This window comes from Sphingomonas astaxanthinifaciens DSM 22298 (assembly GCF_000711715.1).
GTDB classification, from domain to species: Bacteria; Pseudomonadota; Alphaproteobacteria; order Sphingomonadales; family Sphingomonadaceae; genus Sphingomicrobium; species Sphingomicrobium astaxanthinifaciens_A.
Window position 1 is genome coordinate 1,712,448 of record NZ_JONN01000001.1, and the last position, 25,092, is coordinate 1,737,539.

28 protein-coding genes are annotated in these 25,092 nt (G+C 69.2%); 11 read left to right on the forward strand and 17 right to left on the reverse strand.

Annotated elements, in window-relative coordinates:
• Positions 1-118: 118 nt before the first annotated feature.
• From thrS to BS69_RS0108855, 3 genes are all read right to left on the reverse strand, one after another.
• On the reverse strand, positions 119-2,134 hold the full coding sequence (gene thrS / locus BS69_RS0108845) for a threonine--tRNA ligase (RefSeq protein WP_029941590.1): 2,016 nt from the start codon (positions 2,132-2,134) through the stop codon (positions 119-121).
• A gap of 45 nt (positions 2,135-2,179) precedes the next feature.
• Positions 2,180-2,950, reverse strand: coding sequence for a methanethiol S-methyltransferase (gene mddA / locus BS69_RS0108850; RefSeq protein ID WP_051676654.1), 771 nt, complete (start codon positions 2,948-2,950; stop codon positions 2,180-2,182).
• A gap of 63 nt (positions 2,951-3,013) precedes the next feature.
• Positions 3,014-3,283: a hypothetical protein gene (locus BS69_RS0108855; protein ID WP_156956978.1), complete on the reverse strand. Its 270-nt coding sequence runs from the start codon at positions 3,281-3,283 to the stop codon at positions 3,014-3,016.
• 131 nt (positions 3,284-3,414) lie between these two features.
• Between BS69_RS0108855 and BS69_RS0108860 the strand changes: the two genes are divergently transcribed.
• From BS69_RS0108860 to BS69_RS0108870, 3 genes are read left to right on the forward strand one after another with little or no spacing between them, the layout of a single operon-like run.
• Positions 3,415-4,005, forward strand: coding sequence for a hypothetical protein (locus BS69_RS0108860; RefSeq protein ID WP_051676655.1), 591 nt, complete (start codon positions 3,415-3,417; stop codon positions 4,003-4,005).
• Positions 3,999-4,199 (forward strand): helix-turn-helix transcriptional regulator, encoded by a 201-nt coding sequence (locus tag BS69_RS0108865; protein WP_029941594.1) that lies wholly within the window; start codon positions 3,999-4,001, stop codon positions 4,197-4,199. The genes BS69_RS0108860 and BS69_RS0108865 overlap by 7 nt, the downstream gene beginning before the upstream one ends.
• A 4-nt stretch (positions 4,200-4,203) precedes the next feature.
• On the forward strand, positions 4,204-4,386 hold the full coding sequence (locus BS69_RS0108870; protein ID WP_029941595.1) for a hypothetical protein: 183 nt from the start codon (positions 4,204-4,206) through the stop codon (positions 4,384-4,386).
• Here BS69_RS0108870 and BS69_RS0108875 read toward each other — a convergent pair.
• Genes BS69_RS0108875 through BS69_RS0108910 form a run of 8 tightly spaced genes read right to left on the reverse strand, consistent with a single transcriptional unit; the run spans position 4,376 to position 10,146 of the window.
• On the reverse strand, positions 4,376-4,729 hold the full coding sequence (locus tag BS69_RS0108875) for a HesB/IscA family protein (RefSeq protein WP_029941596.1): 354 nt from the start codon (positions 4,727-4,729) through the stop codon (positions 4,376-4,378). The genes BS69_RS0108870 and BS69_RS0108875 overlap by 11 nt on opposite strands.
• A complete protein-coding gene (locus BS69_RS0108880; RefSeq protein ID WP_029941597.1) occupies positions 4,729-5,193 on the reverse strand; it encodes an SUF system Fe-S cluster assembly protein in 465 nt (154 codons plus the stop codon). The genes BS69_RS0108875 and BS69_RS0108880 overlap by 1 nt, the downstream gene beginning before the upstream one ends.
• Positions 5,190-6,380, reverse strand: a complete 1,191-nt coding sequence (locus tag BS69_RS0108885) for an aminotransferase class V-fold PLP-dependent enzyme (RefSeq protein WP_245605131.1) — start codon at positions 6,378-6,380, stop codon at positions 5,190-5,192. Before BS69_RS0108885 ends, BS69_RS0108880 begins: the two co-directional genes overlap by 4 nt.
• Positions 6,377-7,129, reverse strand: a complete 753-nt coding sequence (locus BS69_RS0108890; RefSeq protein WP_037504448.1) for a SufD family Fe-S cluster assembly protein — start codon at positions 7,127-7,129, stop codon at positions 6,377-6,379. The genes BS69_RS0108885 and BS69_RS0108890 overlap by 4 nt, the downstream gene beginning before the upstream one ends.
• On the reverse strand, positions 7,126-7,866 hold the full coding sequence (sufC, locus tag BS69_RS0108895) for a Fe-S cluster assembly ATPase SufC (RefSeq protein ID WP_029941600.1): 741 nt from the start codon (positions 7,864-7,866) through the stop codon (positions 7,126-7,128). The genes BS69_RS0108890 and sufC overlap by 4 nt, the downstream gene beginning before the upstream one ends.
• Positions 7,866-8,246 carry a hypothetical protein gene (locus BS69_RS0108900; protein ID WP_029941601.1) on the reverse strand — a complete coding sequence of 127 codons (381 nt, stop codon included), beginning with the start codon at positions 8,244-8,246 and terminating at the stop codon, positions 7,866-7,868. The genes sufC and BS69_RS0108900 overlap by 1 nt, the downstream gene beginning before the upstream one ends.
• The gene (sufB, locus tag BS69_RS0108905) at positions 8,243-9,724 is read right to left on the reverse strand and encodes a Fe-S cluster assembly protein SufB (RefSeq protein ID WP_029941602.1); all 1,482 of its coding nucleotides are present in this window, start codon (positions 9,722-9,724) and stop codon (positions 8,243-8,245) included. The genes BS69_RS0108900 and sufB overlap by 4 nt, the downstream gene beginning before the upstream one ends.
• Positions 9,721-10,146 carry an SUF system Fe-S cluster assembly regulator gene (locus BS69_RS0108910; RefSeq protein ID WP_029941603.1) on the reverse strand — a complete coding sequence of 142 codons (426 nt, stop codon included), beginning with the start codon at positions 10,144-10,146 and terminating at the stop codon, positions 9,721-9,723. Before BS69_RS0108910 ends, sufB begins: the two co-directional genes overlap by 4 nt.
• 66 nt (positions 10,147-10,212) lie before the next feature.
• Between BS69_RS0108910 and BS69_RS0108915 the strand changes: the two genes are divergently transcribed.
• Complete coding sequence (locus BS69_RS0108915) at positions 10,213-11,235, forward strand: quinone-dependent dihydroorotate dehydrogenase (protein WP_029941604.1); 1,023 nt, start codon at positions 10,213-10,215, stop codon at positions 11,233-11,235.
• On the opposite strand, the gene ggt is transcribed toward BS69_RS0108915, so the two are convergent.
• Positions 11,232-12,974, reverse strand: a complete 1,743-nt coding sequence (gene ggt / locus BS69_RS0108920) for a gamma-glutamyltransferase (RefSeq protein WP_245605132.1) — start codon at positions 12,972-12,974, stop codon at positions 11,232-11,234. The two genes, BS69_RS0108915 and ggt, sit on opposite strands and share 4 nt — an antisense overlap.
• A gap of 92 nt (positions 12,975-13,066) precedes the next feature.
• Between ggt and BS69_RS0108925 the strand changes: the two genes are divergently transcribed.
• From BS69_RS0108925 to BS69_RS0108940, 4 genes are all read left to right on the forward strand, one after another.
• Positions 13,067-13,978 (forward strand): sulfite exporter TauE/SafE family protein, encoded by a 912-nt coding sequence (locus BS69_RS0108925; RefSeq protein WP_029941606.1) that lies wholly within the window; start codon positions 13,067-13,069, stop codon positions 13,976-13,978.
• A 3-nt stretch (positions 13,979-13,981) separates the two neighbouring features.
• Complete coding sequence (locus BS69_RS0108930; protein ID WP_029941607.1) at positions 13,982-14,746, forward strand: TIGR02186 family protein; 765 nt, start codon at positions 13,982-13,984, stop codon at positions 14,744-14,746.
• A gap of 66 nt (positions 14,747-14,812) precedes the next feature.
• Complete coding sequence (locus BS69_RS0108935; protein WP_084184409.1) at positions 14,813-16,495, forward strand: ATP-binding protein; 1,683 nt, start codon at positions 14,813-14,815, stop codon at positions 16,493-16,495.
• A 69-nt stretch (positions 16,496-16,564) separates the two neighbouring features.
• Positions 16,565-17,335, forward strand: a complete 771-nt coding sequence (locus BS69_RS0108940) for an alpha/beta fold hydrolase (protein ID WP_029941609.1) — start codon at positions 16,565-16,567, stop codon at positions 17,333-17,335.
• Positions 17,336-17,340: 5 nt separating this feature from the next.
• Here BS69_RS0108940 and BS69_RS0108945 read toward each other — a convergent pair whose 3' ends face one another.
• A complete protein-coding gene (locus BS69_RS0108945; RefSeq protein WP_029941610.1) occupies positions 17,341-18,378 on the reverse strand; it encodes a rod shape-determining protein in 1,038 nt (345 codons plus the stop codon).
• Positions 18,379-18,506: 128 nt separating this feature from the next.
• The gene (locus tag BS69_RS0108950; RefSeq protein ID WP_156956979.1) at positions 18,507-19,925 is read right to left on the reverse strand and encodes a M23 family metallopeptidase; all 1,419 of its coding nucleotides are present in this window, start codon (positions 19,923-19,925) and stop codon (positions 18,507-18,509) included.
• Between the two features lie 97 nt (positions 19,926-20,022).
• Here BS69_RS0108950 and BS69_RS0108955 point away from each other — a divergent pair, with 97 nt between their 5' ends.
• Genes BS69_RS0108955 through fdxA form a run of 3 tightly spaced genes read left to right on the forward strand, consistent with a single transcriptional unit; the run spans position 20,023 to position 23,179 of the window.
• Entirely contained in the window at positions 20,023-22,530 is a 2,508-nt protein-coding gene (locus tag BS69_RS0108955) for a helicase-related protein (RefSeq protein ID WP_029941612.1), read from the forward strand.
• Between the two features lie 5 nt (positions 22,531-22,535).
• A complete protein-coding gene (locus BS69_RS0108960; protein ID WP_029941613.1) occupies positions 22,536-22,808 on the forward strand; it encodes an RNA-binding S4 domain-containing protein in 273 nt (90 codons plus the stop codon).
• A 32-nt stretch (positions 22,809-22,840) separates the two neighbouring features.
• A complete protein-coding gene (fdxA, locus tag BS69_RS0108965) occupies positions 22,841-23,179 on the forward strand; it encodes a ferredoxin FdxA (protein WP_029941614.1) in 339 nt (112 codons plus the stop codon).
• 3 nt (positions 23,180-23,182) lie between these two features.
• Here the strand turns inward: fdxA and BS69_RS0108970 are convergent, their stop codons facing one another.
• From BS69_RS0108970 to BS69_RS0108980, 3 genes are all read right to left on the reverse strand, one after another.
• A complete protein-coding gene (locus BS69_RS0108970; protein WP_029941615.1) occupies positions 23,183-23,962 on the reverse strand; it encodes a MipA/OmpV family protein in 780 nt (259 codons plus the stop codon).
• A 150-nt stretch (positions 23,963-24,112) separates the two neighbouring features.
• The gene (locus BS69_RS0108975; protein ID WP_029941616.1) at positions 24,113-24,373 is read right to left on the reverse strand and encodes a putative periplasmic lipoprotein; all 261 of its coding nucleotides are present in this window, start codon (positions 24,371-24,373) and stop codon (positions 24,113-24,115) included.
• 72 nt (positions 24,374-24,445) lie between these two features.
• Positions 24,446-25,087 carry a hypothetical protein gene (locus BS69_RS0108980; RefSeq protein ID WP_156956980.1) on the reverse strand — a complete coding sequence of 214 codons (642 nt, stop codon included), beginning with the start codon at positions 25,085-25,087 and terminating at the stop codon, positions 24,446-24,448.
• Positions 25,088-25,092 lie beyond the last annotated feature (5 nt).

Here is a 25,092-nt window from a genome sequence, read left to right on the forward strand (position 1 = left end):
GCCGGCTCCACCCGACCGAAACGGGGCACTGCGAGTGTCGGTGCGGCAGTCATGAGTCGTCCCCCGGCTTGCCGCGGGATCTTAACTCAGATCAGCTTTGATCGAAGCGAAGACGTGTTCAATTCGGACGCAAATCGGGCGCCACCGCTTCGGCGCGGAGCAGGGCGACCGCCTCGTCGAGGGTGAGCACCTTCTGATGTTCGTCCGATCCCAGCCGGCGCACGGCGACGGTCCCTTCCTCGGCCTCGCGCTTGCCGACCACCAGCAGCAGCGGGACCTTGGCGAGACTGTGCTCGCGCACCTTGTAGTTGATCTTCTCGTTGCGGGTGTCGGCCTCGACCCGGAAGCCCGCCGCGCCGAGCTTGGCCGCCACCTCATTGGCATAGCCGTCGGCGTCCGAGACGATGGTCGCGACCACCGCCTGCGTCGGCGCGAGCCAGACCGGGAAGCGGCCGGCATAATGCTCGATCAGGATGCCGATGAAGCGCTCGTAGCTGCCGAAGATGGCGCGGTGCAGCATCACCGGGCGATGGCGCTCGCCATCCTCGCCGACGAAGGTCGCGTCGAGCCGCTCGGGAAGTACGCGGTCCGACTGGATGGTGCCGACCTGCCAGGTCCGCCCGATCGCGTCGGTCAGGTGCCATTCGAGCTTGGGCGCGTAGAAGGCCCCCTCGCCCGGAAGCTCTTCCCAGCCATATGCGGGGGTCGCGAGCCCGGCTTCGACCACCGCGTTGCGCAGCTCGCCCTCGGCCTTGTCCCAGTCGGCGTCCGAGCCGAACCTTTTGTCGGGGCGAAGCGCGAGCTTGATCGAATAGGTGAAGCCGAAGTCGCGGTAGATGCCGTCGGCCAGCGCACAGAAGGCCTTCACTTCCTCCACCACCTGGTCCTCGGTGCAGAAGATGTGCGCGTCGTCCTGCGTGAACTGGCGCACGCGCATCAGGCCGTGGAGCGCGCCATGCGGCTCGTTGCGATGGCAGCAGCCATGCTCGAACAGCCGCAGCGGCAGGTCGCGATAGCTCTTGATGCCCTGCCGGAAGACCAGCACGTGCGCCGGGCAGTTCATCGGCTTCAGGGCCATCCAGCGGGCGTCGTCGGAGACCAGCGGCCCGACGTCGTCGACATTGGGCACCTCGTCGGGAATGACGAACATGTTCTCGCGATACTTGCCCCAGTGGCCCGACTGCTCCCACTGGCGCGCGTCCATCACCTGCGGGGTCTTGATCTCGCGATATCCGGCCGCGTCGATCTTGCGGCGCATATAGGCTTCGAGCTCGCGCCAGATCTTGAAGCCGTTGGGATGCCAGAAGATCGACCCGTGCGCTTCTTCCTGGAGGTGGAACAGGTCCATCTCCTTGGCGAGGCGGCGATGGTCGCGCTTGGCCGCTTCCTCGAGCCGGGTCAGATGCTCGGCGAGCTGCTTCTTGTTGAGCCAGGCCGTCCCGTAGATGCGCGAGAGCATCGGGTTCTTGGGGTCGCCGCGCCAGTAAGCCCCCGACACGCGGGTCAGCTTGAAGGCCTGCGGATCGAGCTTGCCGGTCGAGGCGAGGTGCGGACCCCGGCAGAGGTCCATCCAGGCATCGTCGCCGCGCCCAGACCGATACATGGTGATCGTCTGGTCGGCGGGGAGCTCCATCACCCACTGCGCCTTGAAGGTCTCGCCGGTGCGCTCGAAGAAGGCGCGCACGTCCTCGCGGCTCCACACTTCGCGGATCAGCGGCTCGTCGGCCGCGATCACCTTGCGCATCGCCTCCTCGATCGCGGGCAAATCCTCCTCGGTGAAGGGACCGCGGCCGGGCGCCGGCGCGAAGTCATAGTAGAAGCCGTCGTCGGTCGCCGGGCCGAAGGTGATCTGCGTGCCGGGATAGAGCTTCTGCACCGCCTCGGCGAGGACGTGGGCGAAGTCGTGCCGGACCAGTTCGAGCGCGTCCTTCTCGTCGCGCGCGGTGATCAGCGCGAGCTCGGCATCCTCCTCGAAGGGCCGCATGATGTCGCGCACTTCGCCATTGACCCGGGCCGCGAGCGCGGCCTTGGCAAGGCCGGGACCGATCGCCGCGGCGACGTCGGCCGGGGTCGATCCTTCCGGCATCTCCCGAACGGAGCCATCGGGAAGCGAGATTCGGAACATCTTGGACATGGCTCGCCCCTTAGCGGGTGAGCCGCGCCCTGTGCACCCCCGTCGCTATTCGGCCGGCGCCAGCGGTTCGGGCCCCTTGCCGGCGCTGCGCCCGATGCCGGGCACGAGCATCCCCACGCGGGCGCGATAGGCCTCGTAGTCGTGGCCGAACAAGGCGATCAGATCCTTCTCCTCGGCCCGGATCGCCAGCAGCGTCCAGACCGACATGCCCGCCGCGAACAGGAGGTGGCCCGCGGTCATGTGCGGGGTCGCCCAGAAGGCGAGGAAGAAGCCGCTGTAGAGCGGATGGCGGACCAGCTTGTAGAACAATGGCTGGCGCAGTTGCGGCGCGGCGGCGGCCCGCTCGCGGAGCGCAAACCACGCCTGCTGGAGGCCGAACAGTTCGAAGTGGTTGATGAGGAAGGTGCTCAGCAGCACGATTCCCCAACCCGCCGCGAACAGCGCCCACAGGAGGCCGGCGAGCAGCGGATTGGTCACCTCCCAGATCGTCGCGGTCATCGGCCGCCAGCCCCAGAACAGGATCAAGAGCGCGATGCTCGAGGCGAGGACGTAGACGCTGCGCTCGGCGGCAGCCGGGACCAGCCGCGTCCAGGCCCGCTTGAAGCCCTGCCGCGCCATCGCGCTGTGCTGGAGGCCGAACAGGGCGATCAGCCCGAGATTGACGAGGAGCGCGGTCGCCAGCGAGGCGTCCGGGCCCCGGTCGATCGTGACTGGAACCACCGGCAGATTGCCGAGAAAGGCGATGAGATAGAGGAAGGTCGCGAAGAAGATCGCATAGGCGACGAGCGCGAACGCCATCTGGAGCATGCGTGGCATCGGTCAGTTCCCTTCGGTGAACGAGACACGCGCACTCGGGGCGGTTGCCCCGTCCTCACTTGATCAGCGCCGAGCCTCGCGCATCAGCATGGGCGCGGCGCAGCCGTCGACCCGGCGATCGACCGCCATGAAGGTTTGTGCCGGCGGAAGCTCACCGAGCCGCTGCGCCTCAGGCTTCGCGCCCCGCTTGCGGGCCAGGCTCATCGGCGTTTCGGGACAGCCGCGCGCCACGGCGAAAGGATCGTTCTGAGGCATGGGCGCGGCAAGCTGCACTGCGGGTGATGGAGCAGCTCCCGGCAACGCGAATGCGGCGAGAATGACGATGGGGTGCATCGACCTGTCCTCCTGCGCCGAGTGTATCACCCAGGTCCCAACCGCACCATCGAAGATGATGGAAAGCTTCCTTGACATACCCCGCCGTGAAGATGTAAAGCTGCCTTTACTTAATGCAAAGGAAGCTTGCTATGTCCGAAATCGCCGCCACCCCCTCCACGAGTAGCCGCAGGTGGGTCGCCGTTTTCCTCGGCGCGATCTTCGGCACCGGGGCGCTCAAGGTCTCGGGGCTGATCGAGGGCCCAGTCTTCTGGCTGCTACTTCTCGGCTCCTTCCTGCTCATCATTCCGATGGCCCGGGCCCAGCGCCGCTCGATGGCCGCGCGCGGCAACCTGTCGGCGGCGATGGACCGCTATTCGCGCCGCATCTTGGTCGCCAGCCTCGCCTATGTCGCCCTGTTCTTCGCCGCGATCTGGATCGCCCGAACCACCGCCCCGGGCGAGGTGATCCGGGTCATGCTCGCGTTCACCGCCGCGCTCCCGGTCATCTTCATGATCCGGGCGATGGCGCTGCTTCTGCGCGAGGAGGACGACGAGTATCTCCGCAGCCGCTTTGTCGAGCAGTCGCTGATCGCCACCGGCGTCCTGCTCACCGCCGCGACGCTCTACGGTTTCCTCAACGCCTTCGATGTCGCGCCGCGGGTCGACGCCTGGGTGGCCTTCCCGGTGTGGGCGGTCGGGCTTGGCATCGCTCGCCTCGTCCAGGGCGACGCGGCATGCTGAACCAGCTCAAGGTCCTGCGCGCCCAGCGCGACTGGAACCAGCAAGACCTCGCAGACCGGCTCGGCGTCTCGCGCCAGAGCGTCAACGCGATCGAGACCGGCCGCTACGACCCCTCGCTCCCGCTCGCCTTCCGGATCGCCGAAATCTTCGCGTTGCCGATCGAGGCCATCTTCTCGCCCTCGCCCAAGGAGTGATCCGATGAACCGCAACTTCCTCGCCGCCGCGCTGCTGGTCGCCTTGCCCGCCTGGACGAGCGCGGCGGTCATCGGCTTCGCCGGCCGCGGCAGCGCTTCAAGGGAGGCGGCAGTATCGGCGCCCGTCACGGTCTTCGGCACCTTCGGCGCGCCCGCGACGATCCTTGCCGACGGTCTCAGACCGTGAAGCTTTCCCCGCAGCCGCAGCTGCCCTTGGCGTTGGGATTCTCGAACACGAAGCCGGCGGTGAAGTCGTCCTCGCGCCAGTCCATCACCGAGCCGATCAGATAGAGGATCGAGCCGCCGTCGACATAGAAGGTCCCGCCGGGCGTTTCGATCTTCTCGTCGAACTTGTCCTCGCTCGTCACGTAATCGACCGAATAAGCGAGGCCCGAGCAGCCGCGGCGCGGAGTCGACAGCTTGACCCCGATCGCACCCTCGGGCGCCTTGGCCATGAGGTCGGCGACGCGTTGCTCGGCGGCCGGGGTGAGCGTGATCGCGGCGGGGCGCGGCCGAAGCGTCGTAGCCATTAGAGCATTCCCAGTTCGAGCCTGGCCTCGTCGCTCATCTTCGACGGGTCCCACGGCGGATCCCAGACGAGCTTGACCTCGGCGTCGCGGACGCCGGGCACCGACAGGACCCGGATCTCGACCTCGCCCGGCATCGATTCGGCGACCGGGCAATGCGGCGTGGTGAGCGTCATCAGCACCGTCGCATCGCCGTCGTCGGTGACGCTGACGTCGTAGATCAAGCCGAGCTCGTAGATGTCGACCGGGATTTCCGGGTCGTAGATGGTCTTCAGCGTCTCGACGATCGCCGCCTGGAGATCGCCGCCGGCACCGCCCTTGGGCGCCTCGGCCGGAGTCTCGGCGAGGAAGCCTGCGAGATAGTCGCGCTTGCGCTCGAACGTTTCGCCCGCGCTTTCGACACGCGCCTTGGGGGGCGGCGCGACGCTCGCCACTTCCTTGACCTCGATCTTGCGTTCCTCGTTCATCCGAAGATCCGTTTCACCTTGTGCAGGCCCTCGACGAGGGCATCCAGATCGCTTGCGTCGCTATGCGCGGCGAAGCTCGCCCGGCAGGTCGCGGGCACCCCGAGCAGGTCCATCAGCGTCTGGGCGCAATGGTGCCCGGCCCGGATCGCCACCCCGGCATCGTCCAATATGGTGCCGACATCGTGCGGATGCACCCCATCGACCGTGAAACTGACGATCCCGGCGCTTTCCTCGGGGCCGTAGAGCGTCACGAAACCAAGCTCGCGCAGCCGCGCGCGGGTTTCGGCGACCAGCGCCGCTTCATGAGCGTGGATCCGCTCGACCCCGATCTCCTCGACCCAGTCGATCGCGGCCGCGAGCCCGATCCCGCCGACGATGTGCGGCGTTCCCGCCTCGAAGCGCTGCGGCGGGGGCATGAATGTCGTGCGCGCGAACGTCACCCGGTCGATCATCGCCCCGCCGCCCTGGTAGGGCGGCATGGCCTCGAGCAGCGCCTTCCTGCCCCACAGCACGCCGATCCCGGTCGGGCCGTAGAGCTTGTGCCCCGAATAAGTGTAGAAATCGGCGCCGATGCCTTCGACATCGACCGCCAGCCGAGGCGCCGCCTGGCAACCGTCGAGCAGCAGCAGCGCGCCTCTGGAATGGGCGATCTCGGCCGCGCGCCTGGCGTCGAGCACCGAACCCAGCACGTTCGAGACATGGGCGAAGGCGACGACGCGATGGTCCTCGCTGATCATCCGCTCGGCGGCGTCGAGATCGATCCGTCCGTCCGCGGTCAGCGGGACGACGTCGATCTCATAGCCCGCGAGCTGCCATGGCACGATGTTCGAATGATGTTCGAGCGCCGACAGGAGAACGCGGCCCCGGCCCTCCTTGGGCAATACCTGCGCGACGAGATTGATCGCCTCGGTCGCGCCCCGGGTGAAGATCGTCTCCTCCGCCGAGCCGCCGATATATTCGGCCGCCCGCGCCCGCGCCGCCTCATAGGCCAGCGTCATGTCCGCCGAGCGCTGATAGACCCCGCGATGCACGCTCGCATAATCGCGCGCATAGGCATTGGTGATCGCGTCGATCACTTGCCTTGGCTTCTGCGCCGAGACCGCGCTGTCGAGATAATGCCAGCCGACGATCGCCGGGAACTGGTCACGCACGTCAGGCGCGGCGGTCAGGGGCGACTGGACGTTCACCCCGCCACGCTCCGCAGCAGCCGGCGCGTCTCGGCGACCAGTTCCTCGCGCCGGTCCGCGGGTGCCTCGTCCCACAATTGCATGACGAAGCCCTCGAGCAGCAGCGCCTTGGCGCTCGCCGGGTCGAGGCCGCGCGACAAGGCATAGAAGAGCTGATCGGCATCGAGCTCGCCGACGCTCGCGCCATGCGCGCACTTCACGTCATCGGCGTAGATTTCGAGCTCGGGCTTGCAATTGGCCGTCGCGCCGCGGTCGAGGAGCATGGCCTTCACCGACTGCTCGCCATCGACCTTCTGCGCGTGACGCGCGACCGCGACCTTGCCGAGGTAGGAGCCGGTCGCCTTGCCGCCCAGCACGCTGCGCACGGTCTGGTGCGACGTGCCCTCGGGCTCGACATGGCGGACGGTGGTGACGATCTCCTGCGTCGCCGACCCGCCCGCGATGTTCGCCGCATGGAGCGCGAAATGCCCGCCCTCGCGCACGGTCACGTCGACCTCGATCCGGCCGTAGTCGGTGCAGCCGTTGAGCGCGAACAGCGCGAGTGACGCACCGGCCTCGACGGTCACGGTCGCACGGTGGATCTCGACCGGTTCGGCGCCGGCGACCAGCACATGCGCGTGGCGTTCACCCGCCTTGATGACGATCTCGCGCGGCGGCGCGAGCGTCGGCCAGACGCGGTCGAGCGCGGCGAGGTCGGCGTAGCGATAGGCCTCGTCCTTGCGGGTCGGAAGGGTGGCGAGCGCGCTCATGCGACTTCCGCGTAGCCCTCGCGCTCGAGTTCGTGGGCGAGCTCTGGGCCGCCCGAGCGGATGATCCGGCCACCGGCGAGGACGTGGACCATGTCCGGCTGCACGACGTCGAGCAGGCGCTGATAGTGGGTGATCAGCAGCACGCCCTTGTCGGGGGCGCGCATGATCCGGTTGATGCCCGCGCCGACGATCCGGAGCGCATCGATGTCGAGACCGCTGTCGGTCTCGTCGAGGACGGCGAACTTCGGCCGCATGATGCCCATCTGGACCATCTCGGCGCGCTTCTTCTCGCCGCCCGAAAAACCGACGTTGACCGGCCGCTTGAGCATCTCGACGTCCATCCCGAGCTCGGCCGCTTCGGCCTTGGCCAGCCGGATGAACTCGGCGCCGCTGAGCTCCTGCTCGCCGCGCGCCCGGCGCTGGGCGTTCAGGCTCTCGCGGATGAACTGCATCGAGGAGACCCCGGGGATCTCGACCGGATACTGGAAGCCGAGGAACAGGCCCACGGCGGCGCGCTCGTGCGGCTCCATCGCCAGCAGATCCTGCCCATCGAGGCTGACCGACCCGCCGGTCACCTCATAGCCCGGTCGTCCGCCAAGCACATAGGCGAGCGTCGACTTGCCCGCGCCATTGGGACCCATGATCGCATGCACCTCGCCGGCGGGCACGGTGAGCGACAGGCCGTTCAGGATCAGCTTGTCGGCGACGGTCGCGTGAAGGTCGGTAATCTGCAGCATCAATTCTTTCCGGGTGCGCAATTCTGGAGGAAGAGGCGGCGGAGCTGGTCCATCGACTCCTGCCGAAGGTTCTCGAGGAGGCGCTGGTCGTTGAGCGCGCGCTGGCGGTCCTCGATGATCGCCCCCTCGTAATCGAGCACGGCAAGGCCGGGCGCCTGCGCGCCGCCATTGCTGCGCAGTGCGAGGCGGCGCTGGGCGAGGTCGCGGCGGGCGGCAACAATCGCCTCCTGCTCGCGGAAGGTCTGCCGCATGAAGTCGCTGCGGCGACCCACCTCGGCCGAGAAGGTCGCGTTCACCACCGGCCGATCGCACTTCGCCACCGCCGTGCCGAGCGTGTCGATGTCGTCCGAGATGGAGGCAAGGAACGCGAGCGCGATCACCCGACGCTCCCCTCGAGGCTGATCCCCAGCAGCTTCTGCGCCTCCACCGCAAATTCCATCGGCAGCTGCTTGAGCACCTCACGGGCGAAGCCGTTGACGATCAACGCCACCGCCGCTTCCTGGTCGAGCCCGCGCGCCATGGCGTAAAACAGCTGGTCCTCGCTGATCTTCGACGTGGTCGCCTCATGCTCGATGGTCGCGGTCGGGTTCTTGACCTCAATGTAGGGCACGGTGTGCGCGCCGCACTGGTCGCCCAGGAGCAGGCTGTCGCATTGGGTGAAATTGCGGACATTCTCGGCGCCCGGCAGCACCCGCACCAGCCCGCGATAGGTATTGTCGCTGCGGCCGGCGCTGATGCCCTTCGAGACGATGGTCGAGCGGGTGTTCTTGCCGATGTGCACCATCTTGGTGCCGGTGTCGGCCTGCTGGCGGTTGTTGGTCAGCGCTACCGAATAGAATTCGCCGACGCTGCCATCGCCCTTGAGGATGCAGCTCGGATATTTCCAGGTGATCGCCGAGCCCGTCTCGACCTGCGTCCACGAAACCTTCGAACGCGCACCCGAACACATCGCCCGCTTGGTCACGAAATTGTAGATCCCGCCGACACCTTCGGCGTTGCCCGGATACCAGTTCTGGACGGTGGAGTATTTCACCTCCGCATCCTCGTGCGCGAAGATCTCGACCACCGCGGCGTGAAGCTGGTTCTCGTCGCGCATCGGGGCGGTGCAGCCCTCTAGGTAGCTGACGTAACTGCCCTTGTCGGCGACGATGAGCGTCCGCTCGAACTGGCCGGTGTTCTCGGCATTGATGCGGAAATAGGTCGACAGCTCCATCGGGCAGCGCACGCCTTCGGGAATGTAGACGAAGGTCCCGTCGGAGAAGACCGCGCTGTTTAAACAGGCGAAGTAATTGTCGCGCTGCGGGACCACGCTCCCGAGATACTGGCGGACGAGATCGGGGAATTCCTTCACCGCCTCGCTGATCGAGCGGAAGATGACGCCCGCGCGGTCCAGCTCGTCGCGGAAGGTGGTCGCGACCGAGACGCTGTCGAACACCGCGTCAACCGCTACCTTGCGCGCGCCCTCGACGCCCGCGAGCACCTTCTGCTCCTCGATCGGGATGCCGAGCTTCTCGTAGGTGCGGCGGATTTCGGGATCGAGCTCGTCCAGCGACGCGATCGTCGGCCGCTGCTTGGGCTCGGCGTAATAATAGGCGTCCTGGTAGTCGATCGGCGGAATCGTCAGCTTGGCCCAGTCGACCTCCTCCATCTCGAGCCAGGCGCGATAGGCCTTGAGCCGCCACTCGAGCAGCCATTCGGGCTCGCCCTTTTTGGCCGAGATGAAGCGGACCGTGTCCTCGTTGAGGCCCTTGGGCGCCTTTTCCGATTGGATGTCGGTCGAGAAGCCCCACTCATAGGTGGCGAGCTTCTCGGCGGCCTCGTGCGCCTCGCGATTCTTGATGGTGGTTTCTTCGTTCATGCGACTTCCATGCGGTGCTCGCGCGCCAGCTGTTCGAGGGTCACGCCGGCGAGCGCGTCGCGCACGGTCCGGCTGACGATGTTCATGTGCGGCTTCAAGCGGCAGCGCGCATCGAGGGCGCAGTCGCTGGCTTCGTCCGAGCCGCTGCACTGGGTCATCGCGATCGGTCCCTCGACCGCCTCGATGATGTCGGCCAGCGTGATGGTCGGCGGCGCCTTGGCGAAGGCGACACCGCCACCGACCCCGCGACTGCTCTGGAGGAGACCGGCCGCGACGAGCTTGCCGAGCACCTTCTGCGCGGTCGGCAGCGGAACGCCCGTCTGCGCCGACAGCGCGGTCGCGGACCAGCGTTCCTCGCCAGGGCTACTGGCGGCAGCGGTCAGGATCACGACCGCATAGTCGGCAAGATGGGTCAGTCGCATAGTGGAGTGTTCCGGTCGCATTTAGGCGCTTGGCCCGCGTCTGGCAACCGACTAGGCGGAAGGGCCATGTCGCTCTTCCCGCTCGTCCGTCCCCTGGTCTTCCGCCTCGACGCCGAGCGCGCGCACCGGCTCAGCATCGCCGCGCTGAAGGCCCTGCCCGCGGCCAATCCCCCGCGCTTCGATCCCGTCCTGCGGAGGTCCCTCGCGGGGCTCGACTTTCCGACCCCGGTCGGGCTCGCGGCGGGCTACGACAAGGACGCCGAGGTGTTCCGCCAGCTCCTTGGGCTCGGCTGGGGGCACGTCGAGGTCGGCACGCTGACCCCGCGCCCGCAGCCCGGCAATCCGAAGCCGCGCTCGTTCCGGCTCGCCGAGGACCGCGCGGCGATCAATCGCTACGGCTTCAACAGTTGCGGGCAGGCGGCGGCGCTGCCGCGGCTGCGGGGCGCGCGCAAGGGGCTGCTCGGGGTCAATGTCGGGGCGAACAAGGAAAGCCCGGACCGCATCGCCGATTATGCGACCGGCGTGCGGGCGATGGCGGCGGTCGCCGACTATCTCACCATCAACATTAGCTCGCCCAACACCCCGGGCCTGCGCCAGCTGCAGGACGAAGGCGCGCTCCGCGACCTGCTCGCGGCGGTGCGCGAGGCACGCCAGCCCGGCGGCCCGCCTGTCTTCCTCAAGGTCGCCCCCGACCAAGGCGAGGAGGAACCCCGCCAGATCGTCAAAGCGGCGATCGACCACGGGATCGACGCGCTGATCGTCGGCAACACCACCGTCAGCCGCCCGCCCTTGCGCTCGGCCCATGCCGGCGAGACCGGCGGCCTGTCCGGCGCGCCCTTGAAGCCCCTCGCGCTGGCGACGATCAAGCGCTTCCGCGCCGAGACCGGCGGCGCGCTGCCGCTGGTCGGGGTCGGCGGGATCGGCTCGGCCGAGGACGCATGGGAGCGAATCCGCGCCGGGGCGAGCCTCGTCCAGGTCTATACCGCGATGGTCTACGAAGGACCGGGCCTCGGCCGACGCATCGCGCAAGGGCTCGCCGAACGCCTCCGCCGCGAAGGCATGACCAGCATCGCGGAGGCGGTGGGCTAGCGCCGGCGGGCGACCGCCGTCCTTTTGTCGTCGATCAGCACCACACCCTCGCGGCGCGGGTCGAAACCGGCATCGAACCGGCCATCGGGCCGGATCAGCACGGCGTGGATTCCGCTGTCCTCGCCCTGGCCCGGCTTCACCTCGACCCCGCGCGCCTTCAAACCGGCGAGCACCGCGGGCGGGAATTTCGACGCCTCGCCGCTGAAGTTCGCCCCGCGGGCGATGAGGTTCGGCAATTCGATCGCCTGCTGCACCGGCAGCTTCCACAAGACCGCGCCCATCATCGCCTTGCCGACATAGGCGAGGATCGCGCTTCCGCCCGGACTTCCGAAGGCGCCGGCGAAGCTGCGGTCGCCGTTCAGGAGAATGAGCGGGGTCATCGACGAACGCGGCCGCTTGCCCGGCGCGACGGCATTGGCGGTGACCCGGCCATTCTCGTCGGTCGGCGAGAAATTGAAGTCGGTCATCTGGTTGTTGAGGAAGAAGCCGTCGACCATCCTCCCCGAGCCGAAGATGCTCTCGACCGTGGTGGTCATGCTGACGACGTTGCCGTTCGAATCGCCGACGATGAAGTGCGAGGTGCCGGCGGGCTCGTTGGTCCGGTCGCGGCCGGCGGTGACGATCCCGGCGGGGGTGCCCGCGGCGGGCGGCGGACCGGCCGTCGGTGCGATCAACGCCGCGCGCCGCGCGAGATAATCAGGAGCGAGCAGCCCTTCGACCGGCACGTCGGCGAAGGCCGGATCGCCGACATAGCGGTCGCGGTCGGCGTACATCAGGCGCGAGGCCTCGGCGAACAGGTACCAGCCCTGCGGATCGTTCGGCCCGCGGCTGGCGATGTCGGTCCGGTCGAGCAGCCCCAGCAGCTCGAGCGTCCCCACCCCGCTCGACGGCGGCGGGGGCACGCAGGCCTCGTAACCCTGCCAGGCCTTGCACAAAGCCTCGCGCTTGAGCGGCCGGTAGCGGGCGAGGTCGGCGAGGCTCATCGCGCCCGGATTGGTCTCCTCGCGCACCTTGGCGACGATCCGCGCCGCGGTCTCGCCGCGATAGAGGACGTCCGCGCCGCCCCGCGCCAGCCGGCGCAGGAAGGCGGCGTAGGCCGGGTTCTGGAGGAGATCGCCCGCGGTAAGCCTGGTCCCGTCGCGCTTGCTGAAATATTTGACCACGTCGGGCGCGCTCAGCTCGGGATAATTGCCCGCCAGCAGCTTGCCGAGCCGCGGGCTGATCACGAACCCCTGCTCGGCCAGCCGCGCGCTCCCCTCGAACAGGCTGTTCCACGGCAGCGCGCCATGCTCGCGCTGGGCGAGCTCGAGCATCCGGACGGCACCCGGGACGCCGGTCGCGCGCCCGCTCAGCACCGCCACCGGAAAGGGCAGCGGCTTGCCGTCGGGGCCGATGAACATGGTCGGCGTGGCCCCGGCCGGGGCGGTCTCGCGGCCGTCATACACCCGCACCGTCCGGGTACGACCGTCATAATAGGTCATGAAGGCGCCGCCGCCGATCCCGCTCGACTGGGGTTCGACGAGACCCAGCGTCGCCTGCACCGCGACCGCCGCGTCGACCGCGCTCCCGCCGCGCTGGAGCACCTCCATCCCCGCCTTGGCGGCCAGCGGGTTGGCGGCGATGACGAAGCCGGGCCGGGCCGTCGCCGGGACCGCGACCGGCGCGGTTGGCCGCTCCAGCGTGGCGCAGCCCGAGGCGGCGAGGACAAGGAACGGGGCGAAGCGGAGGCGCGGGTTCATGGTCATGGGCTAGAGCCGGAACGCCGCTCCGCCAAGCTGGTGCCGTCGGCCTTTGCGCGGCGAGTCCCGAGCCGCTATCGCTGGGCCGACCCATGGATATCTACCTCCCCATCGCCAACATGAGCGTCAACGCGCTGCTCATCGTGGCGCTGGGCGGGCTGGTCGGCATCCTCTCGGGCCTGTTCGGAGTGGGCGGCGGGTTCCTGACCACCCCGCTGCTGATCTTCTACGGAATCCCGCCGAGCGTCGCGGTCGCCTCGGCCACCACCCAGATCATCGGCGCCAGCGTCTCGGGCGTCATGGCCCATACCAAGCGCGGCGGAGTCGATTTCCGCATGGGCGGGGTGATGATCGTCGGCGGCCTGTTCGGCAGCCTCGCCGGCGCCGGCCTGTTCCGCCTGGCCCAGGCAAGCGGGCAGATCGATGTCCTCATCGGCGTCCTCTACGTCCTCCTCCTCGGCAGCATCGGCGCGCTGATGCTCAAGGACGCGGTGGTGGCATTGGGCTGGATCAAGCCCAAGGCGGCGCCCGAGACCCGCCGCCGCCATTATCGCTTCATCGCCGCCCTGCCGATGCGCTGGCGCTTCTACGCGAGCGGCCTCTATGTCTCGCCGCTGGCGCCGATGCTGCTCGGCTTCGCGGCGGGCATCCTCACCGTCCTCCTCGGCGTCGGCGGCGGCTTCGTGCTGGTCCCGGCGATGATCTATATCCTCGGCATGGCCCCGCGCGTGGTGGTCGGGACCAGCCTCGTCATGATCATCGCGGTCAGCGCGGGCACGACCATGATCCACTCGCTCACCACCCGCTCGGTCGACATCGTGCTCGCCGCTTTGCTCCTCGTCGGCGGCGTGGTCGGCGCGCAATATGGCGCGCGGCTGACCACCCGGCTCAAGCCCGATCTCCTCCGTTTCAGCCTGTCCATCATCATCATCCTCGTCGCGCTGCGCATGGCGCTCGGCCTCACCTACCGGCCCGACGAAATCTTCTCGATCGAGTATTTCTGAGCCATGCGCCGGCGCCTCATCCTCCCCCTGCTGGCGATCACCCCGCTCCTCATGGGGCAGGCCGGCGCGCGGCTGGTGCCCGACATCTCCGCCCGCAATATCGAGATCCGCTACAGCTTCAGCGGCGCGCAGCTGCTGCTGTTCGGCGCGATCCTCTATCCCGGCGGCCGCACCCCCACCCGCCAGCTCGACGTCGCGGTGGTCCTGAAGGGCCCCGTCCAGCCGCTGATCGTGCGCGAGAAGCAGAAGATCGCCGGCATCTGGATGAATGCCGACAGCCACCGCTTCTCCTCCGCCCCCTCCTTCTACGCCGTCGCCTCCAACCGCCCGCTCCGGCAGATCGTCGACGAGCGCACCGCCGCGGTCTACGAGCTCGGGGTCCAGAATCTGCAGCTCTCGCCCGGCGGCGGCGCCCAGCCCGACAAGGAGCGCCGGTTCGAGGCCGGCCTCCTCGACCTGCGCACCCGCCAGGGCCTCTATGCCGAGAACGACCATGGCGTGGAGATCAGCGACGGGGTCCTCTATCGCGCCCGGATCCGCATCCCCAGCCAGGTCCCGGTCGGCACCTACGAGACCGAAACCTATCTCATCGACCGCGGCAAGGTGATCGCCGCCGCGACCAAGGAGGTCGAGGTCCGCAAGGCCGGATTCGAGCGGCTGGTCGCCACCACCGCGCGCCGCCACGGCTTCTTCTACGGGCTCGCCGCGGTCGCGCTCAGCCTGCTGCTGGGCTGGAGCGCCGCCGCCATCATGGGTCGCCGCGCCTAGAAGAAATCTTAACCACGGTCAGCCTATGGCCTTGTCCCGAAGCCAATAGGGACAAGTGCCGGAACCATGGACGAAAACGTCAACCTCAAGCAGCTGATCGACGAACTCTCGAGCGTTGCCGAGGAGGAGACCGGCGGCCGCGTCCCGACCGTCACCGAGAAGCTCGACCCGATCGGGCACGTGATGGACATCGCCGGTTCGGGCAGCCAGGTCCGCTTCGATCCCGCCCGCCTGCTGGCGCTCAGCACGCACCGCGATCCCTCGGTCGCCATGTCGGGTCAGGTCGGCAGCCAGGTGAAGATGGCGGTCGGCAATTCGTGGCTGATCGCCAACGTCCGCACCATGCGCCAGGGCGACGACGGCTCGGTCCTCGCCGCGATCGACTTCCTCGGCGAAGGCACCCGCGAGAAGAGCGGCGGCATGGCCGGCTTCCGCCGCGGCGTCACCCGCTATCCGATCCCGGGCGCCGAGGTGCATGCCGTCACCACCGCCGATCTCCGCCAGGTCTTCGCCGCCAGCGACAGCGCGCACGTCGAGATCGGCACCGTCTACCCGACCGACGACATCCGCGGCGCGCTCTACATCGACCCGATGCTCTCCAAGCATTTCGCGATCCTGGGGAGCACCGGTACCGGCAAGTCGACCTCGGTCGCCCTCATCCTGCACCGCATCTCGCAGTACAGCCCCGAGGGTCACATCGTGATGATCGATCCCCACGGCGAATATTCGGCCGCCTTCAAGGGCTGCGGCGAACTGTTCAACGTCGACAATCTCCAGCTGCCCTACTGGCTCCTCAACTTCGAGGAGCATTGCGAGGTGCTGCTGACCACCGACGGCGCCGAGCGCAACCGCGACGCCGACATCCTCGCCAAATGCCTGCTCGCCGCGCGGACCAAGAACAAATTCTCCGAGCAGTTCGGCAAGGTCACCGTCGACAGCCCGATTCCCTATCTCTTGACCGATCTCAATGCGATCATCGTCGCCGAGATGGGCAAGCTCGACCGCGCCGGCGACACCACGCCCTACCAGCGCCTCAAGACCAAGCTCGACGAATTGAAGGCCGACCCGCGCTACACCTTCATGTTCTCGGGCATGAACATCACCGACAGCATGGGCAGCTTCATCTCCCGCCTGTTCCGCCTGCCCGCCAACGGCAAGCCGATCAGCATCGTCGACGTCTCGGGCGTGCCGTCGGACGTCACCAGCGTCGTCGTCTCGGTGCTCGCCCGGATGGTCTTCGACTATGCCATCTGGAGCCGGACCGAGGCCCAGCGCCCGATCCTCCTCGTCTGCGAGGAGGCGCACCGCTACGTTCCGAAGGACGAGAACAACGGCATCCAGGCCGTCCGCAAGATCCTCGAGCGGATCGCCAAGGAAGGCCGTAAGTATGGCGTCTCCCTCGGCCTCATCACCCAGCGTCCGTCCGACCTCGCCGAAGGCGTGCTGTCGCAGTGCGGCACGATCATCTCGATGCGTTTGAACAACGACCGCGACCAGGCCTGCGTCCGCGCCGCCATGCCCGAAGGCGCGCGCGGCTTCCTCGACGCCATCCCGGCGCTTCGCAACCGCGAGTGCATCGTCTGCGGCGAAGGCGTCGCCATTCCGATCCGCGTCCGCTTCGACGATCTCGAGCCCGAGAAGCGCCCGGCCTCGAGCGACCCGAGCTTCGCCTCGTTGTGGCGCGAGACCGGCGGCGAAGCCGAGATCATCAGCCGCACCGTCAAGCGCTGGCGCGGCCACGGGCGCTAAGTCCGACCTTTCTTCGCGCCCGCCTCACTGGCGCGGGCCCGAATGCCGCGCGGCGTTCGTTGGGTTGTCATGGCCATTGCTTTTGAACGCCGCGGAAGCGGCAAGCCGCTCCTCCTCGTCCACGGTCTGGGCAGCTCGCGCGCGGCCTGGGACCCGGTCGTCGCGGCGCTGGCGAAGGAACGCGAGCTCATCCTCCTCGACCTGCCCGGGCACGGCGCCAGCCCGGCCGAGCAGGATTCGGGCACCTTCGAGGGTCTTGCGCGGAGCCTCGGGGAGTGGATCGCGGCCGAGAAGCTGACCGGCGTGGCGATGGTCGGCAGCTCGCTCGGCGCCCGACTCGTGCTGGAAATGGCGCGGCGCGGTGTTGCGGGGCCGGTCGTCGCGCTCGATCCCGGCGGTTTCTGGCAGGGCTGGGAGCGAACGCTCGTCCGTTCCACCCTCCTCGCCTCGGCCGCGCTGATGCGAACCTTGCGGGGCGCGATTCCCGCCTTGTCCCGCAACTCCGTCAGCCGCAGCCTGCTTTTAGCGCAGCTGTCCGCGCGGCCCTGGGCGCTCGACGGCGCGTTCGTCGCGCATGAGCTGACGAGCCTGGCGGATACGCCGACCGCAGCCAGCCTGGTGCGCGATCTCGCCTCCGGTCCCGTTCAGCAGGGCCCCTCCGCGTCCGGCCCCGTCACCATCGGCTGGGGTCGTCACGACCGCCTCTGCCTGCCCGTCCAGGCCGAGCGCGCGCAACGCGCCTTTCCCGGCTCGCGCCTGGTCTGGTTCGAGCACAGCAGCCATTTTCCGATGTGGGACGAGCCCGCGAAGGCCGCCGCGCTGATCCTCGAAGCGACCTGACGGCGTCAGGCCGCCATCAGCGCTCCGCGCAGCACCCGGTCCTCGAGCGTCCGCCCGGCACCCAGCGCGACGCAGCTCATCGGATCGTCGGCGATGTGCACCGGCAGGCCCGTCGCCTCCTGGAGCAGGGTCGAAATGCCCGCCAGCAGCGAGCCGCCGCCGGTCATGGTGATGCCATGGTCGATGACGTCGGCGGCGATTTCGGGCTGGGTATGCTCGAGCGCCATGCGGACCACCTCGACGATCTGGTTGACCGGCTCGGCCAGCGCCTCGGCGACATGGCCCTGGTTGAGTTCGATCTCGGCCGGAACGCCGCGGCTGACGTCGAGCCCGCGGACGATCGTCGTCCGCCCGATCCCGTCACCCGGGCGCAGCGAGGTGCCGATCTCGAGCTTGACCCGCTCGGCGGTGCCCTCGCCGATCAGCAGGTTGAACTTGCGGCGGACATGGCTGGCGATGGCATCGTCCATCCGGTCGCCCCCGACCCGCGCCGAGCGGCAATAGGCCAGCCCTTGGAGCGAGATGACGCCCACCTCGGTCGTCCCGCCGCCGATGTCGACCACCATCGAGCCGATCGGATCGGTCACCGGCAGCCCCGCCCCGATCGCGGCGGCCATCGGTTCCTCGATCAGCGACACGCTGTCCGCCCCGGCATTGCTGACCGCGTCGCGGATTGCGCGCCGCTCGACCCCGGTCGCGCCCGACGGGATGCAGATCACCACCTCGGGCCCGCGCGAGAAGCGGCTCGGCCCACCGCCGGCGCGGCGGATGAAATGCTTGATCATCTCCTCGGCGGTCTCGAGGTCGGCGATGACGCCGTTGCGAAGCGGGCGGACCGTCCGCACGCCCTGCGGCGTCTTGCCGAGCATCAGCTTGGCGTCATTGCCCACCGCGCGGACCTTCTGGATCCCGTCGACGACCTCGAGCGCGACGACGCTGGGCTCGCTGGTGACGATTCCGACGCCGGCGACATAGACGACGGTATTGGCCGTCCCGAGATCGATCGCGATGTCGCGCGACGACAGGCCGAACAGGCTACGCATGGATTACTGGTCCCCACCCCGGAGAAAAAACGAAGGCAAGTCAGGGTGATGACCGTGTCCCGCGCGCGCGGCTAGTGGTTAACGGCGGTTAGGCACGACGCGTTGGAATCGCGCGCCGAACCGAGGCCTTACGCGCCGCGCAGCGCCTTCACCCGCGCCCGGATCGCGGCGAGCAGGCCCTCGTTGACGATCGGCCGGCTGACGAAGGTCACGCCGAGCGGATTCACCGGCACCCCGTCCTTGAGCACCTCGTAGTGGAGGTGCGGCCCAGTCGACAGGCCGCTCGAGCCGACATAGCCGATCAGTTCGCCCCGCCGGACCACGCCGCCCTCGGGCGCGACGATCCGGCTCATGTGATTGTAGGTGGTGACCAGCCCGCCGATGTGCGCGATCCGGACCTGCCGGCCGTAGCCCCCGGCCCAGCCCGCGCGGATCACCTGCCCGTCGGCGGCGGCGACGATCGGCGCTCCCATCGGCGCGCCGAAGTCGATCCCGTTGTGCATCCGGAAGAAGTGCAGGATCGGGTGCATGCGCGAGCCGAAGCCCGAGGTGATCGGCCCGTCGACCGGGCGCAGCAGTCCGCTCCGCACCGGCTCGGGGCTGGTCGCCTCGTCGAGCCAGGCCAGCCGCCCCTGCACCGGCCAGCGGACCAGCGAGAGGGTCGGGCCGCCGCCGCGCTCGAGCCGGGCATAGAGGAGGGGACCGGGGACCACGTCGCCGCTGGCGCTCCTCGCTTGGGCGACCACCAGCTCGAAGCGGTCGGTCGCCGCGACCTCGCTGCCGACGTCGAGCCGGTCGCCGATCGCCTGGAGATAATCCGCCGCGGCCTGGGGCGAAGCGCCCGACGACCGCAACGCCCAGTAGAGCCCGCCTCCGGCGCTTCCGCGGATGCGCAGCGGGGTGCGGTCGACCGCGAGGGGCTTCTTTTCGGCCTGCAGCCCATTCGCGCCCCGAACGAGGGCGAAAATGAGGTCGAGCCGGGCCCGGTAGCGGAGCAATTCGATGGTTCGCCGGCCCGCCGCATCGGGCGCGCCGAGGCGAAGCGAGAGGGTGGTCCCGGCGGCCGGTACCGCCGCCTCGGCGCGGACGAGGCTCGCCGCCCGGACCGCATCGGCGGCGCTCGCCCCGTTGCGCTGGAGCAGGCTGACGAGGTCGTCGCCCGCCCCGAAGACAATCGCGAGGTCGCGCGACAGACGCGCCGGCGCCGACGCGATCGGCCGGGCGCGCGGGCCTTCGCTCATCACGAGCCCGGTCGCCGAGCCCGCCGACAGCGGCGCCACCGCCAGTGCCTCTTCCTGCCGTGCCTGGTCGGGCCCCTCGGCCTGCGGCATCCCGGCGGGCAGAGGCGCGGTCGAGGGCGCGAGCTGGAGCACGCCCGCGATCATCAGGGTCAGCGTCGCCGCCCCCCGCCACCAGCGCTTGCTGAGCGGGGCCTCGGCGAGATCGACGACGAGGCGGAACGGCGGCCTGGGCGGTGCCAGCACGGCCGCCCGGCCGAAAGCGGGCACGGCCGACGCGGCGACCAGCGGGCGGGGCGACTGGAACATGGCCGCCTTGTCCCCCAACAAGGTTAACGCCGCGCTAAGCGACGAACGGAGAATGAGCCGCCTTGCGCACTGCTGCGTTCCTGCCAACATGAGCATCATGGCCGCGCGTAACGACGGCATCATCCGGGCCGTCCTCGGGCCCACCAATACCGGCAAGACCCACTTGGCGATCGAGCGGATGTGTGCCCATTCGTCGGGCGTCATCGGCTTCCCGCTGCGGCTGCTCGCCCGCGAGGTCTACGACCGGGTGGTCAAGCTCAAGGGCGAAGCGTCGGTCGCGCTGCTGACCGGCGAGGAGCGGATCGTCCCCCCCAAGGCGCGCTACTGGCTCTCGACCGTGGAAAGCATGCCGGTGAGCCAGGAGCATGCCTTCTGTGCGATCGACGAGGCCCAACTCGGCACCGACCCCGAGCGCGGCCACGTCTTCACCGACCGCCTGCTCCGGGCCCGCGGCCGCGAGGAGACGCTGATCTTGGGCTCGGCGACGCTGAAGCCGATGGTCCGCCAGATCATCCCCGAGGCCGAGATCGTCAGCCGCCCGCGTTTCTCGACCTTGCGCTACGCCGGCTCGACCAAGCTGTCGCGGCTCCCTCCGCGCTCCGCCATCGTCGCCTTCTCGGCCGAGCAGGTCTATGCGCTCGCCGAGATGCTGCGCCGCTTCAAGGGCGGCGCAGCGGTGGTCATGGGCGCACTCTCGCCCGCGACCCGCAATGCCCAGGTCGCGATGTTCCAGCGCGGCGAGGTCGACTATCTCGTCGCCACCGACGCGGTCGGCATGGGCCTCAACATGGACGTCGCCCATGTCGCCTTCGCCGGCCTCGAGAAATTCGACGGCCGCCGCGACCGCCGCCTCACCATCCCCGAAATGGCCCAGATCGCGGGCCGCGCGGGGCGCCACCAGCGCGACGGCACCTTCGGAACGCTCGGCCTCGGCGGCGACAACGGCCCGGCCTTCACCGAGGAAGAGATCAATGCGATCGAGGAGCATCGCTTCCGCCCGCTCGACCATATCTACTGGCGCTCGTCGGATCTCGACTTCACCGACGTTACCGCGCTGATCCGCAGCCTCGAGGCGAAGAGCGACGATCCGCTGCTTCGTCCCGCCCCGCTGTCGATCGACCTCGCGGTGCTGAAGCTCATCGCCGAGGACCCCGCCATCGCCGCGCGGCAGGGCATTGTCGCGCGGCGGCTGTGGGCGGCGTGCGGCCTGCCCGACTTCCGCAAGGTCGGACCGATGCACCATGCCCGGATGGTCCGCCGCGTCTTCGGCTATATCGCCGAGGGCGGCCATCTCGCGCAGGACTGGTTCGCCGCCGAGGTTGCGCGCCTCGACAATGTCCAGGGCGACATCGAAGCGCTTGCCGACCGTCTCGCGGGGGTCCGCAGCTGGGCCTATATCGCCCACCGTTCCGACTGGCTCGCCGACCCCGCCAAATGGGCCGAGCGCACCCGGCTTGTCGAGGCGCGCCTGTCCGACGCGCTGCACGAGCGGCTGACCCAGCGTTTCGTCGACCGTCGCACCGCGGTCCTCGTCCGCGACATCGGCGCGCGCGGCGCCGACGCGCTCCCGGTCACCGTCGCCGCCGATGGCGAGGTCAGCGTCGGCCCCGAGCCGATCGGCCACCTCACCGGCTTCGACTTCAAGGTCGATCCCGCCGCCCGCCTCGCCGACAAGCGGCTCCTCCTCGCCGCGGCCGAGCGCCGCCTCGGCGACGAGCTCGACCGCCGCGCCCGTGCGCTCTGCGCCGACGAGGACAAGCGCTTCACCCTGCTCGCGCCGCCCGGCGGCGACATCGGAATCGCCGCCGACGGCCACCTCCTCGCCCGCCTCGCCCCCGGCCGCAGCCTGACCGAGCCCGCGCTACGAACCGCCCGCGCGCTAGACCGACTCTCGGCCCCCGCCCGCGCCGAGCTTCGCGCCCGGATGGAGGCGTGGATCGAGCGCCAGGTCGAACGCCATTGCGGCGACCTCGTCCGCCTGGGCGCGTCGTCGACCGACCGTCATTTCGGCGCGCCGGTCCGCGCGCTCACCGCGATGCTGTTCGACGCCGGCGGAATCCTGCCCCGCCGGGCGCTGGTGGAGCCGATCGGCCAGCTCGACCGCCCGATGCGCGCCGCGCTCCACAAGCTCCGCATCCGCCTCGGCGCGCTCGATGTCTTCGTCCCCTCGCTCCTGAAGCCCGAGAGCCAGCGCTGGCGGGCGGCGCTGCTCGCGGTCCGCACCGGCCGGCCGATGCCCGCGCTGCCCCGACCCGGTGCCGCGACCCTCGCCGCCGACGCCGACCGGATGGCCGCCAGCCTCGCCTATCGCCGCTTCGGCGACACTTGGCTGAGGGTCGACCTCGCCGATCGCCTCGCCGCCTTCGCCCACCGCGCCCGCGCCGCCGAGCGCCCCGCCGGCGAGCCGCTCGAGCCCATCGACCGCGACCTCGTCACCTCGCTCGGCCTGTCGGACATTGCGCTCGCCACGCTCATGGCGGAGGTCGGCTTCCGGCAGTCGGACAGCGCCTGGCACTGGCGCGGCACCCGGCCCCGCACCCGCGCCCGGCCGGCGCCGCCGCGCCCGGGCAATGCCTTCTCCGCGCTGGCCGGGCTCAAGCGCTAGGGGCCATGCGGCTCGACAAATATCTGTTCTGCATCCGCCTCCTTAAGTCGCGGACCCTGGCCCAGGCGCTGATCGAGGAAGGGCGGATCCGGATCGACGGCCGCCGGGTCGAGAAGGTCTCCGAGCCGGTTCGGGTCGGCAGCGTCGTCACCCTGCCGCTGCGCGGCGCGATCCGGGTGATCCGGGTGGTCGCTCTGCCCGTCCGGCGCGGCCCCGCCAGCGAAGCCCGGTGCCAATACGAAGAGCTCGGCGTTGACGGCGGCGACGGCCCGCAATAGCGCTTGCCCCAACAACAGGAGCGAGAAGACCCATGACCTACGTCGTCACCGACGCCTGCATCCGCTGCAAGTATATGGACTGCGTCGAGGTCTGCCCGGTCGACTGCTTCTACGAGGGCGAGAACATGCTCGTCATCAACCCCAACGAATGCATCGACTGCGGCGTCTGCGAGCCCGAGTGCCCGGCCGAGGCGATCCTGCCCGATACCGAGGGCGGGAACGAGAAGTGGCTGGAGCTCAACGCGACCTTCTCGGCGCAATGGCCTAACATCACCCGCAAGAAGGACAGCCCCGCCGACGCCGACGAGCACAAGGGCGAAGAGGGCAAGTACGACAAGTATTTCTCGGCCGAGCCCGGCGAAGGCGATTGAGCCCTAGCGCTTCACCCGGAAGGTGTAGCTGAGCCCCAGGCCCGCGGTCCACTGGTTGCGCGAGCCCAGTTCGCGCACCACCGGTGGCTTGGCGGCATCGCCGACCAGCCGCTCGTAGCGGGCGATTCCGAACAGGCCGAAGGGCCCCTTGCCGAACTGGGTGAGGCCGCCGCCCTGCAGCGCGACCGCGTGAATCCCGCTGCCCGGCCGATATTCGGGCAGCCCCGAGGCGAGCGCGGCCGCCGGGCTGATCCCGAAATAGGCGCGCTGGTAGTTGGAATCCGACCACAGGACGCGGGGCCCGAGCGAGACCAGCCAGCGGTCGCCGTCGCGCCACACCTTGTCGGCACCGACGCTGCCGACCAGCCCGTCATGGCCGTTGACGCCCTTGCGCAATTCGCCGCGGAGCCGGACCGAGCCCATGTCATATTGCGCGAAGCCGCCCAGCTCGATCGTCGTCTTCACCCGCCCGATCGGCCGGTCGAGATCCTTGTTCTTGCGGCCGCTGGCGATGTTGGCCGAGGGCCCGAAGGAGAAGCCCCCGCTCTTGACCACGGGGATGCTGATCCCGTCGTCGGGCGCGCCATAACCGAATTCATTGTCGCCCTTGGCGACATCGATGCTGGGCAGCGGGGCGATCTTGATCTCGTCCGAGCCGAGGAACTTGGGCTTGATCTGCGCGCCCAGCCCGACGCGGACCCGCAGGTCGGGCTTGGCCGTGTCCTCGGCGAAGGCGGCGGCGGGAATCGCGAGGAGCGCGGCGGCAAGGGCGAGATTCTTCATGGCCAGCCGAACCCCCGATGGTGGCGATGGTTGCAGGAGCGTATCGTCCGCGCATCGCGTGCGGCTTGCGCGCCACAAAAAAGCGCCCGCCCCACGAGGGGACGGGCGCTCTTGCCGAAGCAGCTGGACCGCGCGGAGCGGCCCTGCGGCTTATATGCCGTTGGCGAGATTGGTGTCGGGCGCGTTGGTGTTCATGTCCTGCGCCATCATGTTGGCCTCGGTCGCGCCGTTGGTCATCATGTTGGCGTCGGCGCCGCCCATCATGTTCGAGTCCATCGGGGCCGCCATGTTGGCGTCCATCGACATGTTGTCGGCCGTCATCAGGTTGGCGTCGGCATTGTCGACTTCGGTCTTGCTGCCGCAGGCGGCCAGCGAAAGGGCCGCACCGGCGACCAGGATCAGAGCACGCACGTCATTTCTCCCATTATTGCAGCGGCATGAACGCAAGGCCGCGGGGATGGGTCCCTTGCCCCAAGGTCCAGCTTATCCGCCGGCGGCAATCCGGCGCTCGACCTCGGCGATCAGCCCCTCGACGTTCGCAGGCGGCCCAGCCACGGCCGGATCGGCGTGGCGCGCGATCTGGGCCTTGGTGAATCGGGCTTTGGGCGCCCGGTCTCCGAAGCGGGGATTGGCGCGGAACAGCCGCTTCATCACTTCCTTGTAGACCTGGTCCTTGTCCCCGTCGCCGAGGATGCGCAGCCACGGCTGCGGGCGCACCCATGCACTGACTTCGCTTGCGATCTGGAGGCTGTCGGGCTGCTCTTCCGGGCTGAAGTCGGTCTCGAGATGCGCGGCGAGGTCGTTCCGACCGATCAGCTCCAGTCCCCTGCGTACCGAACCGACCTCCGCCGCGCTCGCTTCCTCGCGCCATTCGCTGTTCGACCGGCTGTCGAGTTCACCCGACCAGCGATAGGCCGAGAAGACCGCGACGGCGTCGGGAACCAGTTCGGCCGGCTCGAACAGCGCATCTTCGACGGCATGGTCGACGAACATCGCCAGCGCCTCCGCCAGCGACCAGTCCTGCTTGCTCTCAACCGCACCGCGCGGGACGAGCACCACCGCTAGGCCAGCCGGCAAGTCGGGCACCTCAGCGGCCTTCTTCCGCCCGAATATCGGCCTCAGCATCTTTT

Excerpts from the sequence above, each read along its gene's own strand:
- mddA (WP_051676654.1), bottom strand. The coding sequence starts at position 2,950 with ATGCCACGCATGCTCCAGATGGCGTTCGCGCTCGTCGCCTATGCGATC.
- BS69_RS0108970 (WP_029941615.1), bottom strand. The coding sequence starts at position 23,962 with ATGAAGAATCTCGCCCTTGCCGCCGCGCTCCTCGCGATTCCCGCCGCC.
- BS69_RS0108855 (WP_156956978.1), bottom strand. The coding sequence starts at position 3,283 with ATGCACCCCATCGTCATTCTCGCCGCATTCGCGTTGCCGGGAGCTGCT.
- BS69_RS0108910 (WP_029941603.1), bottom strand. The coding sequence starts at position 10,146 with ATGCGACTGACCCATCTTGCCGACTATGCGGTCGTGATCCTGACCGCT.
- BS69_RS0108865 (WP_029941594.1), top strand. The coding sequence starts at position 3,999 with ATGCTGAACCAGCTCAAGGTCCTGCGCGCCCAGCGCGACTGGAACCAG.
- ggt (WP_245605132.1), bottom strand. The coding sequence starts at position 12,974 with ATGAACCCGCGCCTCCGCTTCGCCCCGTTCCTTGTCCTCGCCGCCTCG.
- BS69_RS0108935 (WP_084184409.1), top strand. The coding sequence starts at position 14,813 with ATGGACGAAAACGTCAACCTCAAGCAGCTGATCGACGAACTCTCGAGC.
- BS69_RS0108925 (WP_029941606.1), top strand. The coding sequence starts at position 13,067 with ATGGATATCTACCTCCCCATCGCCAACATGAGCGTCAACGCGCTGCTC.
- sufC (WP_029941600.1), bottom strand. The coding sequence starts at position 7,866 with ATGCTGCAGATTACCGACCTTCACGCGACCGTCGCCGACAAGCTGATC.
- BS69_RS0108880 (WP_029941597.1), bottom strand. The coding sequence starts at position 5,193 with ATGAACGAGGAACGCAAGATCGAGGTCAAGGAAGTGGCGAGCGTCGCG.
- BS69_RS0108945 (WP_029941610.1), bottom strand. The coding sequence starts at position 18,378 with ATGCGTAGCCTGTTCGGCCTGTCGTCGCGCGACATCGCGATCGATCTC.
- BS69_RS0108960 (WP_029941613.1), top strand. The coding sequence starts at position 22,536 with ATGCGGCTCGACAAATATCTGTTCTGCATCCGCCTCCTTAAGTCGCGG.
- sufB (WP_029941602.1), bottom strand. The coding sequence starts at position 9,724 with ATGAACGAAGAAACCACCATCAAGAATCGCGAGGCGCACGAGGCCGCC.
- BS69_RS0108890 (WP_037504448.1), bottom strand. The coding sequence starts at position 7,129 with ATGAGCGCGCTCGCCACCCTTCCGACCCGCAAGGACGAGGCCTATCGC.
- BS69_RS0108980 (WP_156956980.1), bottom strand. The coding sequence starts at position 25,087 with ATGCTGAGGCCGATATTCGGGCGGAAGAAGGCCGCTGAGGTGCCCGAC.
- BS69_RS0108870 (WP_029941595.1), top strand. The coding sequence starts at position 4,204 with ATGAACCGCAACTTCCTCGCCGCCGCGCTGCTGGTCGCCTTGCCCGCC.
- BS69_RS0108940 (WP_029941609.1), top strand. The coding sequence starts at position 16,565 with ATGGCCATTGCTTTTGAACGCCGCGGAAGCGGCAAGCCGCTCCTCCTC.
- BS69_RS0108860 (WP_051676655.1), top strand. The coding sequence starts at position 3,415 with ATGTCCGAAATCGCCGCCACCCCCTCCACGAGTAGCCGCAGGTGGGTC.
- BS69_RS0108875 (WP_029941596.1), bottom strand. The coding sequence starts at position 4,729 with ATGGCTACGACGCTTCGGCCGCGCCCCGCCGCGATCACGCTCACCCCG.
- thrS (WP_029941590.1), bottom strand. The coding sequence starts at position 2,134 with ATGTCCAAGATGTTCCGAATCTCGCTTCCCGATGGCTCCGTTCGGGAG.
- BS69_RS0108955 (WP_029941612.1), top strand. The coding sequence starts at position 20,023 with ATGGCCGCGCGTAACGACGGCATCATCCGGGCCGTCCTCGGGCCCACC.
- BS69_RS0108950 (WP_156956979.1), bottom strand. The coding sequence starts at position 19,925 with ATGTTCCAGTCGCCCCGCCCGCTGGTCGCCGCGTCGGCCGTGCCCGCT.
- BS69_RS0108915 (WP_029941604.1), top strand. The coding sequence starts at position 10,213 with ATGTCGCTCTTCCCGCTCGTCCGTCCCCTGGTCTTCCGCCTCGACGCC.
- BS69_RS0108930 (WP_029941607.1), top strand. The coding sequence starts at position 13,982 with ATGCGCCGGCGCCTCATCCTCCCCCTGCTGGCGATCACCCCGCTCCTC.
- fdxA (WP_029941614.1), top strand. The coding sequence starts at position 22,841 with ATGACCTACGTCGTCACCGACGCCTGCATCCGCTGCAAGTATATGGAC.